Annotated in this window: 10 protein-coding genes and 2 pseudogenes; all 12 read right to left on the bottom strand. The window is 42.6% G+C overall.

From position 1 onward, the window contains the following. On the bottom strand, positions 1–571 hold a 571-nt coding region (locus ACKI5G_RS05225; protein WP_407398296.1), incomplete at its 3' end, for a DUF3375 family protein. A 14-nt stretch (positions 572–585) separates the two neighbouring features. After that, positions 586–1,368 (bottom strand): class I SAM-dependent methyltransferase, encoded by a 783-nt coding sequence (locus ACKI5G_RS05220; protein WP_407398294.1) that lies wholly within the window; start codon positions 1,366–1,368, stop codon positions 586–588. Between the two features lie 28 nt (positions 1,369–1,396). Continuing rightward, the gene (gene mutL, locus ACKI5G_RS05215; protein ID WP_407398292.1) at positions 1,397–3,424 is read right to left on the bottom strand and encodes a DNA mismatch repair endonuclease MutL; all 2,028 of its coding nucleotides are present in this window, start codon (positions 3,422–3,424) and stop codon (positions 1,397–1,399) included. Continuing rightward, complete coding sequence (gene mutS / locus ACKI5G_RS05210; RefSeq protein WP_407398290.1) at positions 3,421–6,018, bottom strand: DNA mismatch repair protein MutS; 2,598 nt, start codon at positions 6,016–6,018, stop codon at positions 3,421–3,423. The genes mutL and mutS overlap by 4 nt, the downstream gene beginning before the upstream one ends. A 66-nt stretch (positions 6,019–6,084) precedes the next feature. Beyond that, positions 6,085–7,383: a tRNA (N6-isopentenyl adenosine(37)-C2)-methylthiotransferase MiaB gene (gene miaB / locus ACKI5G_RS05205; protein ID WP_407398298.1), complete on the bottom strand. Its 1,299-nt coding sequence runs from the start codon at positions 7,381–7,383 to the stop codon at positions 6,085–6,087. A 231-nt stretch (positions 7,384–7,614) separates the two neighbouring features. After that, positions 7,615–7,720: pseudogene (locus ACKI5G_RS05200) on the bottom strand (DapH/DapD/GlmU-related protein); the annotation flags it as partial. Between the two features lie 261 nt (positions 7,721–7,981). After that, a pseudogene (locus tag ACKI5G_RS05195) lies at positions 7,982–8,122 on the bottom strand (maltose acetyltransferase domain-containing protein); the annotation flags it as partial. 111 nt (positions 8,123–8,233) lie between these two features. Then, the gene (locus tag ACKI5G_RS05190; protein WP_407398289.1) at positions 8,234–9,475 is read right to left on the bottom strand and encodes an ATP-binding protein; all 1,242 of its coding nucleotides are present in this window, start codon (positions 9,473–9,475) and stop codon (positions 8,234–8,236) included. 193 nt (positions 9,476–9,668) lie between these two features. Next, positions 9,669–9,881: a hypothetical protein gene (locus tag ACKI5G_RS05185; RefSeq protein ID WP_407398287.1), complete on the bottom strand. Its 213-nt coding sequence runs from the start codon at positions 9,879–9,881 to the stop codon at positions 9,669–9,671. 35 nt (positions 9,882–9,916) lie between these two features. After that, positions 9,917–10,363 (bottom strand): type II toxin-antitoxin system HicB family antitoxin, encoded by a 447-nt coding sequence (locus ACKI5G_RS05180; protein WP_407398285.1) that lies wholly within the window; start codon positions 10,361–10,363, stop codon positions 9,917–9,919. 50 nt (positions 10,364–10,413) lie between these two features. Next, positions 10,414–10,596: a type II toxin-antitoxin system HicA family toxin gene (locus ACKI5G_RS05175; RefSeq protein WP_407398284.1), complete on the bottom strand. Its 183-nt coding sequence runs from the start codon at positions 10,594–10,596 to the stop codon at positions 10,414–10,416. A gap of 242 nt (positions 10,597–10,838) precedes the next feature. Further along, a partial coding sequence (locus ACKI5G_RS05170) for a DUF4357 domain-containing protein (protein WP_407398282.1) occupies positions 10,839–11,046 on the bottom strand: 208 nt, incomplete at its 5' end.

Below are 11,046 nucleotides of genomic sequence, written 5' to 3'. Positions count from 1 at the left end.
CCTTTATTTGAACATCATCTAATACCCTTGGAGCACCACCATTTTCCAGGCGGGAAATCTCCTTTTCAATAGCTTCCTTTTCTTCTTTAAGCCGGGCAATACGGCTTTCAGCACTTATATTGCTTTCCTCATCAATTTCCCGAATAAGCTTAAACACCAGACGAACTCTGGATTCCGTGCCAATAAAGCTCTGCTTCCTTAAACCAGCCAGCCATTCAATACCACGTTGAGCGTCTGCTGTCAAATCATAACAGGGTTCCTTCTTCTTCACAAAAAATTTACGGAGCCATGAGTGTTGGCCGTCAGTCCATGAAGCAAGATAATCCTTGGCGGGACGGATAATTCCCTTGGCCTCGGCATTATCGTGAAGGTCATATATGAAATTATTAAGATCCTCCAATAAGCTGTCCTCTGGTACGGCTCTCTGATTCTTTACCATAAACTCCTGATAAAGGAAAGCCGCCACAAAGCTGCACTGCTCAGAGGCCAATAAGCGCCATGCCGGGTGCTCATTTCGCAGCTTTACCAAAAAGCTGTATTGCATATTGTCCGGTATATTATCATTCATCATTCTATCAATTACACCTACAGTATAATAACACCATAATGCACCTTGGAGTGCTTGCCTCCCACAATAGTATCAAATCCAAGGCGGGCAAATTCCAGACTACGGCTGTTTTCCTTCATTACAACTCTATGTCTGGCTACCCGTTTGGCCTCCTCCACAGCTGACAGCTCCAAGGGACGATGGTCCGCCACGGCACGAATAGGATTTATATTATGACTGTCCTTTAATGGATGACGAAACATGGGATCAAAATAAACCACATCCACTGACTTATCAGGAAGAGTCTTTAAATAATCATTATAATCAGCATTTATGACATTTACCCGCTTAATGGCACTGTGAAGCTCGTAATTGGTGGCGAGAAAATGCTTCATGCCTTCACCAGTGACAAAGGCAATAAGTGGGCTGGCCTCCAGACCGGTGACACTGCCTCCTTCGCCCGTAACAAAGCTGGCCACTATGGCATCAGCCCCAAACCCCAGGGTACAATCCAAAACGCTCATGCCTTCCTTCAAATCCATGGCGGTTGTCATGTGATCCTCATCTCCCATACGTATATTTTTTATGCGAAGTTGGGACATATTAGGGTGGAAAAACAGCTCCCCCTCAAGGGTATCCAAAACAAAGCTGCCCTTCTTAGCTACCAAAATATTATCTACACCGTATTCTTCACGCATTTCCGGTAAAGCCGCCCGATTGCGCTTAACATTTTTTATCCCTAGCTTCTCCGCCGCATAGGTTGCCAGCTCAATACTTTCCTTATGATTTTTTCTGTCTGTCGTGACAATGGTATTTAGCATTAATTCTCCCTAAATATATGTGTGCAGCTTAAAAGCCTGTGCGTTTAAACATCTTGGCCAGCTCATCGCTGCTGAATTTCAAAATAGTCGGTCTGCCGTGAGGACAGGTATATGGCATGGCTGTTTTATTAAGCTCATCCAAAATAATTTCCATCTGACGGAAATTAAGCTCAAAGCCAGCCTTTATGGCCGCCTTGCAGGCTGTCATAGCAAGGCACTTATGACGAATCTCCGCCGCACTAAGCTGATGCATATCCTCCAGGGAAACCAATATTTCTCTAATGGTGTTTTCTGCCTCGCCCACAGGAATATCTGCCGGAATCTCCATGAGACGGTACTGGTCCGGCCCACTTGCTTCAAGGCCAAAGCCCAAGCTATGGAACATCTCCAGATTACCTTCAATAAGCTGAGCTTCCCTTTCACTGAAATCCAATATTAGATGCACCAACAGCTGCTGAGACGGTATACGCTCCGTCATAGCCGCAAAACGATCGTACAATATGCGCTCATGGGCAGCGTGCTGATCAATGATATAAAGACCATTTGCATCCTGGGCAATAATATAGGTATTATCCACCTGACCGATAGGAACCATTGGCGTTGCGCTGATACCAACAGATTTCTCAATTACTTCCCCAGTTTCTGTATCTACCAGTACATCATTTTCCAATACCGCTGTTTCTGTCCTATTTGCGGCTTTCTCTGACTTATGTACCGTTGTATCAGTCCAACTTGCTGTTGTATCTGCCTCATTTGCGCTTATGCCATTAGAAGCAACAAGGCCTTCATCATTCAGCTGAGATAATTCCCCCTGGGCCTCATGCAAAGTCTTGGCCTGCTGCTCCACCCGGTACTGATAAGCCGAAGATGGAATGCTGGAGGGGGTAAAACTACTGTGACTTACGGAGCTGGCTGCACTGTTTACCCTTGGCTGTGATGCCGGTACAAAGTGCATATCGTCAATAAGTGGCTCCATAACAGGCTTTGCCTCCTTCATGGAAGCTGGAATTCCCGAAAAATGTCTTTCAGGACGCTCCACCTGGGCAGCAATATTCCCAAGAGCCTCACCATGAGGGCGCACTGCATCCAGCACAGCCTTATACACAGCCTTAAAAATTCTGCCCTCATCCTCAAATTTTATTTCACTTTTCTGTGGGTGAACGTTGACATCAATAGAATTTGGTGATACCTCCATAATCAGGGCCACCATCGGATAACCGGATTTTGGAATCAGTGAGGAGTAAGCATTGTCCACTGCCTTTGACATAGCCCTATTGGAAATAATACGTCCATTAACAATAAAGGTCTGCCAGTTCCTGTTGCTCCTGATAGTGGAAGGCTTGGAAATATATCCCTTGATAGTAATATCATCATCGGCAAAATCCATGCCTAAAAGAGCATCCCCTACAGAACCTCCATAAATACTGCGCAGCGTATCATGTAGATTACCATTGCCCGGAGTCACCACAGAGGTTTTATTGTTATTTATAAATTTAAAGGCAATATCAGGGCGGGAAATGGCCAGCTTTATAATAAACTCATTTATCTTGCCGGCCTCGGTATTATTGGTTTTCATAAACTTTTTACGGGCAGGGGTGTTAAAAAACAAATCCTCCACCCGAATAGTGGTACCCAAGCTACATCCCGTTTCACCGATTTCCGGCTCCTTGCCACCGATAATCTTCACCTCAGTTCCCAACTCTGCCCCCGCCTGACGGGTCTGCAATGTAAAACGGGACACAGAGGAAATACTTGGAAGTGCCTCACCACGGAAGCCCAAGGTATCTATATCCATAAGGTCCTCAACCTTAAAGATTTTCGATGTGGCGTGACGTCGAATGGCCATCTTCGCATCTTCCATGCTCATGCCGATACCATTATCCGATACCCGCATAAAGCTGGTACCTCCCGCCATGATTTCCACCTCAATACGGTCAGCCTTGGCATCCATGGCATTTTCGATTAATTCCTTAATAACTGAAGCAGGTCTTTCTACCACTTCACCTGCTGCTATTTTATTGATAGTGCTATCGTCAAGAACATGTACGAAACTCATCCTCGTCCCGCCTCCTCTTTGGCCTGCTGCTGTAAGCGATACAGGGTATTCATTGCTTCTATTGGGGTCATGGTCATAACATCCATGCCCAACAGCTCATCACTGATGGAATTTCCGAAAAGAGATGCCATCATATCATTGGATTCAGCCACCGCTTTGGCTTTCTCCTGTTTTTTGGTTAATGGGATATCCTCAACCCTGGAGCCATCGGCCTCCAGTGCCTCCAGTATTTTCTCTGCCCGCTGGGTTACCGCCTTTGGAAGTCCCGCCAGACGGGCAACGTGAATACCATAGGATTTATCTGCAGAGCCCGGAATAATACGGCGAAGGAAGCTAATGTCCTTGCCCTTCTCCTTTACGGCAATACAGTAATTCTTTATCAAATCATCCTCCAAGTCCGTAACCTCATGATAATGGGTGGCAAATAGGGTCTTGGAGTGAATATGCTCACGAATATGCTCGATTACTGCCCTGGCAATACTCATGCCGTCAAAGGTACTGGTACCACGGCCAATTTCATCCAAAATAACCAGACTATCACGGGTAGCATATTTCAGAATCTGAGCTACCTCGTTCATTTCCACCATAAAGGTACTCTGGCCGCTTACCAGGTCATCACTGGCACCAATGCGGGTAAATATTCTGTCCACCGGGGAAATTGTGGCTTCCCGTGCCGGAATAAAGCTACCCACCTGAGCCATAAGGGTCAGCAGGGCTGTCTGGCGCATATAGGTGGATTTACCAGCCATATTTGGACCAGTAATCAGCATAATCTCACATTCAGTGTGATTTAGACGGGTGTCATTGGGAACGAACAAATCCCTTGTCAAAATCCGCTCCACCAGTGGATGACGACCGTCCTTAATATCAATCTGTCCATTATTTAAAAGCTGTGGACGCACATAGTTATAAGCACTGGCCGCCTCAGCAAGGCCAGTAAGCACGTCAAGAGCCGCAATATGCTTGGCAGTTTCCTGAATATCTCCCAGCTTTGCCTTAATGGTGTCGCGAATTTCCATAAAAAGATTGTATTCAATGTTTACAATCTTTTCCTCAGCCCCCAGTATCTTGGTTTCAAATTCCTTCAGCTCCTGGGTAATATATCGCTCGGCATTGGCCAAGGTCTGCTTACGGACATAGTGTTCCGGCACCAGCTCAGTTCCGCTGTGACGCACCTCAATATAATAACCAAAAACCTTATTGTAGCCGATTTTCAAGGCGCGTATGCCAGTGGCTTCCTTTTCCTTTTCCTCCATCTCCTGCAATAGCTGCTTACTGTCACGGGAAATCTTGCGGTATTCGTCCAGCTCCTCATTGTAGCCTTCCTTGATAATGCCGCCATCACGAATGGTAAGTCCTGGAGCATCCACAATTGCCCTGTTTAAAAGGTCCACAAAATCCTCATAGAGATGAATCCCATCATGACATTTCTGCAAAAGCTGGGATTTTCTGCCCTCAAGAAGCTTTTTTATAACAGGAAGGGCCATAAATGAAGTCCTAAGAGCTACCATATCCCTGGCATTGGCTGTTCCCACTTCAATACGGGTTAGCAAACGCTCAAAATCGTATATAGACTTGGTGGAGGTCTTCAGCTCTCCACGAAGGATAAAGTCATTGGACAATTCTTCCACAGCATCCAGACGCTGATTAATCTGCCCAATATTGATCAGGGGATATTCCAGCCACTTCTTTAAGAGGCGGGTACCCATTGCCGTATCCGTAAAATCCAGAACATCCAAAAGGGTATCCTTCTTGCCACCATCACGAAGGTTACGGGTGATTTCCAGATTTCTCAGTGTATAGGTATCAATAACCAGATTATTGGCAAAATCCAGCTTGGTAAGCTGGGACAAATGGGAAAGATCAGTTCTCACCGTGTCGTGGAGATACCCCAGCATAGTTGCCACGGCTTCACTGGCAGAACGGCCAGCAGGGCGGTTGTTTACATCAAAATGCTGAATAATCAAATCATCCACATTTTTAACAGGTGCCTCAATACGGGTGAAGGCACAGGCTGCCATACGCATTTCAATAAAGGCCTTTAAGTCACCTAGAAAGGAGGGCTCACCCAAAATAATCAGCTCCGGCATCATGATACGATACAGCTCATCATAAAGGGCTTGCAGACGGTCATCCCCAGTATAAACACCATAGAAGCACTCCCCGGTGGAAATATCCGCCCCGGACAGTACAACCTCCTCGTCAGTTTCATAAACCAAGGCAATATAATTATTATTAGCAGACTGAAGGGCACTTTCCTCCAAAATGGTACCTGGAGTAATGACCTTAATGACCTCGCGTTTTGTAAGTCCTTTGGCCTTTGGGTCACCAATCTGCTCAGCAATAGCCACCTTATAGCCCTTATTTACAATTTTTGTAATATAGCTTTCAGCAGCATGATAAGGAATACCGCACATGGGATTCTTCTTTACATCACCGCTGCGGCTGGTAAGGGTCAGTCCCAGCTCGCGGGAGGCTGTCACCGCATCATCCAGAAACATCTCATAAAAATCTCCCATTCTAAAAAACAGGATTTCATCGGGATGCTGCTCCTTTATGGCCATATATTGCTGCATCATTGGTGTCATTTCCATGAAAATACCATTCCTTCTATACTAAACAACTTTATCTATGGGCAGATTTACGCCATCATGCTATGCTTACGCCAGTTCCCCCTTCAGCACCCAGGTCTGAGGCTGACAAATCTTTACCTCTACCAAATCCCCAGGCTGTTCATGGCCCTGATATGGCCACAGCACCAGCTTATTGCCGGAGGTACGTCCGGACCAAACCTTGTCATCATTAGAGCTTGGCCCCTCCACCATAACCTTTACCACCTTGTCCTGAAGCTGCTGATTTTTCTCCAGACTTATCTTATTCTGAAGCTCCATAAGGCGATTCAGACGGTCATGCTTCACATCCTCATCCACCTGTTCTTCCATTTCTGCTGCCGGAGTGCCGGAACGCTTGGAATAAATGAAGGTATAGGCCTGGTCATAGCGAACCCATGCCATTAAATCCAGAAGCTGCTGAAAATCATCCTCAGTTTCTCCCGGGAACCCCACAATAATATCTGTGGTAATAGTGGCATCCGGCACCGCATTTCGAATCTTAGTAATAAGCTCCTTATAGGCCTCCACAGTATAAACGCGATTCATAGCCTTCAATATTCTATTGGAGCCATGCTGCACCGGCAAATGGAAATGGGTACAGATATGCTGACTATTTTTAATGACATCAATTACTGCATCACTTAAATCCTTTGGATGGGAAGTCATATAGCGCACCCGCTCAATACCTTCCACCTTGCCCACCATTGAAAGAAGCTCAGCAAAGGTAGCCTTCTTGTGGTCCTTACCATAGGAATTAACATTTTGACCAAGGAGAGTAACCTCCTTGTAGCCCTGCTTCACAGCCTCCTGAACCTCAGAAACAATGTCCTCAGGCATACGGCTCCGTTCCCGCCCCCTTACATAAGGAACGATACAATAGGTGCAGAAATTATTGCAGCCATACATAATTGGCACCCAAGCCGACAAGGCAGTCTTTCTGTGGATAGATATCTCCTCCGGTAAATCCTTTTCATTGATTTCCGTGTCAACGATATGCTTCACCTGAGCCTGTTCCAGCTTGGAAACAGTGGAAACCACTTCCTGAATTTTATTGGTACCCAGTACAAAATCAATATGGGGAGCCCGCTTAATCAGCTTCTCCCCTTCTTTCTGTGCCATACAGCCGGTGATTCCAAAAATAAGGTCAGGATTCTTCCGTTTGAGATTCTTAATTTCACCGATTTTTCCATAGACCTTGTCCTCAGCATTTTCCCGGACCGCACAGGTATTTATCATAATAAGGTCAGCTTTGTCCATATCTTCAATGGACTCATAGCCCAGCTTGGCCAGCTCACCCTCCATACGCTCCGCATCACTGAAGTTCATCTGACAGCCGTATGTCAGCATCTTTAAATATTTCTTTTCTCTATTTAATGTCAAATTGATACATCCTCTCAAAAACAAACAATCGTACAGAACATTATACCATAATTGATGATTTTTTGAAAAAATGAAATCAATAGAAAAAGCCGGGATATCTCCCCCGGCTTAGTAACCATTATATAATATTCCCAATTCGGTCATCATCGGTAATCTGCCGTACTACTTTGCAAGGGTTGCCCACAGCCAGAGAATATGCCGGGATATCCTTGGTAACTACGCTGCCGCCACCAATGATTGCTCCCTTGCCGATTTTCACGCCTGGCATAATGGTAGCATTACCGCCTATCCAGACATCTTCCTCCAAAATAATTTTTTCAACCTTTTCCGGATAATATGCCCCATACTTGTTAAAATGCTTGGAGCGCTCATCCGCAACCAGTGGATGGGAAGGAGTGGCAAACAGCACCCCGGGGCCAATCAGACATCTGTCGCCAATATGTATTTCATTACCATCGAGGAATACAACATTGAAATTTATATATACATCATCCCCAATGTAGATATTGCAACCGTAATCAAACTGTACACCATTAGCAATGAATGAATTTTCCCCGATATGGCCCAAAAGGTCTTTCAACAGCTTATGTCTTTTCTCCTTTTCCTCAACCATAGTCTGATTATAAACGGTAGAGGTATTCCCGGCCAAGGCCCGCTGCTTCACCATCCAAGGCTCATTATCCTGAAACCATTGGCCATTAAGCATTTTCTCTTTTTCTGACTGCATACAAAAACCCCTCTTTATACACACCAATACTATATTTTCCCAGTAAGCAAGATGAAATCACACGGGGTTTCATCAGCCCTTACTCAAAGTCTAAAGTTCATTTTCATCTTTCAAATTTGATTCACTAAGATTTCCTAGTAAAAAATCCCGAATATTTTGGTGTTTTATCCCATTCCTGCTCATATCAAATTCATCCATGGACAGTACATATTTGGGATAATTATCCTTAATATTCTCATATACACCAAATTCACGCTCTATTGTTTCCGGCGAAGCCAATAAGTAACATACCTGTACATAAATCAAGCCTTGCGGTGTTTTGGCAATAAAATCGACTTCCTTGTTATTAATCTTTCCCACAGTAACCTCGTAGCCTCGCCGAATCAATTCCAAAAATACTATATTTTCCAGTACCAGAGCTATATCTTGAGTATTGGAGCCTAATACTGCCTGCCTTATACCATGATCAGCCAAATAGTATTTTTCATGAACGCTAAGTAGCTTTTTGCCTGCCAAGTCCTGACGTTTTACCGAATAAAATAAAAACGCGTCTATGCAGGAATGAATATAATTTAAAATTGTTTCAGCTGAAACATTTCGTCCTTCGCTTTTGAAATACTTTGAAATAGAAGAAGCTGAAAATGTGTTGCCTATATTGGCCATAACATAAAACATTATTCGCTCCAACAAGTCTATATCACGAATTTTATTTCTCTTCACGATGTCCTTTAATTCCACGGAATTATACAAATCCTGCAAATATTGAATTGAAGGAGTATCCTGATAATCCAATTCTCCCAAATATGGCATACCACCGTATTGAATATATTTTTTAAAAGCCTCTCCATCTGTAATTTGTGGATACTTTGAGCGGTACATCTGCATAAATTCTTTAAAGGAAAAGGGATATATGGCAAACTCCACGTAGCGGCCAGCCAAATAAGTAGCCAGTTCACCAGATAAAAGTTTGGCATTGGAACCAGTAATATAAATATCGCAATCAAAATCCACCCTACAAGAATTTATTACCTTCTCCCAATCTGTAACTTCCTGTATTTCATCAAAAAAAAGATACACTTTGCTATCTATATTTTTTATCCTATCATTCAATTCTGAATATAACGCCTGCGGGGTACATAGATGGGCATTGACCATTGATTCAAAATTATAGGAGAAAATATTGTTGGCTGATACGCCCTGCTCCAGCAATTCACCTTTTATCAATTCCAGCATAATAGATTTTCCGGAGCGGCGAATACCAGTAATTACCTTAATCAGTTCCTTATTAATAAAGGGCCGTATCCGATTCATATATAAATCACGCTTAATCATGTTTATCACCCCAATCATAACTGATAAATGTTTTCTATAGACGATTTTATCAGTTATAACTGCTAAAATCAATTATTTATGTATTTTATCAGTTATAACCGTCAAAATAAAATAATCTACTTTTTCTATCAGTTATAACTGATAATTTGAAAAGAAAAAACGCCGGACACTCCGGCGCTTTCATTAAAATATATCATTTTCCTACTACTATTGCCTTTAATTCCTTGAAAGCATTGTCGTACACTTCAAGATCTTCGTAAGTAAAAGTGGCCTCGCATTCATCATTTTGTGGATACCAGCCAGGCATATTAAAGGTTTTACTTTGCCCTTGATATGTTATGGTAATTGGCCGAATATCCCGTTTTAATTCGATACCAGTTTCAACATCATATTTGATTTCCTCCACGCTTGCACCTCTTTTCTCTTTATATAATCATTTTCTCACATAACAGATTCAATTTTTTCAATAACTAATTTTTCCACCCACTTCGGTGGGAATGTTTTGCCACGATTCCACTCCTGTACAGTTCTATATGGTGCCCCCAATAAATCCGCCAACTGCTTGATGTTTAATTTTGCCTTTTCTCTAGCATATTTAATAGGGTTGTTCTCTTTTAACAATATTTCTCTGTACGCATCAGTATCAGCAACAATCATATTCACAAAACCATTTTTAGGTGCCTCAACAGTTTTTATATCTGTTGATTGAGGAATTGCTTCACTATCATCCTCTAAATCACATAATACAAAGTTCAGATAATCAGTAGCCATTACAATTGCATCTGTAACATCTTCCCCCTGGGTTGCGCCCTCAAAATCAAGAAATGTAACTATATACCCGCCCTCTTCAGCAGGTGTAAATACGGCCGGATACGAATATTTTGCCATTTTTTATTCACTCCTTTAACATTATTTGAATAAAACTCAATTCCTTGCTTTTACTTAATACCTGACTGTTTTAAGATAGCCTCTACTGTCCCTGTCTTTATTTCAGATGCATGACGGGGAATTCTAAAATACTTATTTATTATGGGACTGTACCATTTATCATGCTTGCCACCATGCTCCACGAAATAACAACCATGCTTTTTTAGTAACCGTTTTAATTCAGAAACTGTCATCGTTATCCCTCTTCTCACATTATATACATCCGTCGTATATTTTTCAATAAAAATACACGTTATATGTTTATTATTAAACAAACAAAAAGCCTTTGGTTCCAGCATTTCAATATGAATTGGAATACAGTTACCAAAGGCCCCTTAGGCTTATTCTTTTATACACCTGTTTGGTACTTATATATTACATTTTAACATTTATTATGTCAATATGAATGTAATTCTACATATTTATGGTTATAGTATCAAACCCCTTTCTTTAATAAATCTTTCAACTTGACATCATTGTGGTTTTTCCACTCATCATTTCCGTTTGTACTAGCTAAACATACAAAATCAGATGCCCCAGAAGGTGTATTAAACAACAAATCTTTCATTAAAACACCATCTTTATCAATAAACCGCCCATATTGTTCGCGCCTTTTCGTTGCACTAGGTGGACAAGTAGTGGTC

Origin of the sequence: Anaerovibrio sp., from assembly GCF_045637405.1 — a bacterium.
In the GTDB taxonomy this organism is placed as follows: domain Bacteria; phylum Bacillota; class Negativicutes; order Selenomonadales; family Selenomonadaceae; genus Anaerovibrio.
The sequence above is the reverse complement of the archived record's forward strand: the minus strand, read 5'-3'. Positions and strand labels throughout refer to the sequence as shown.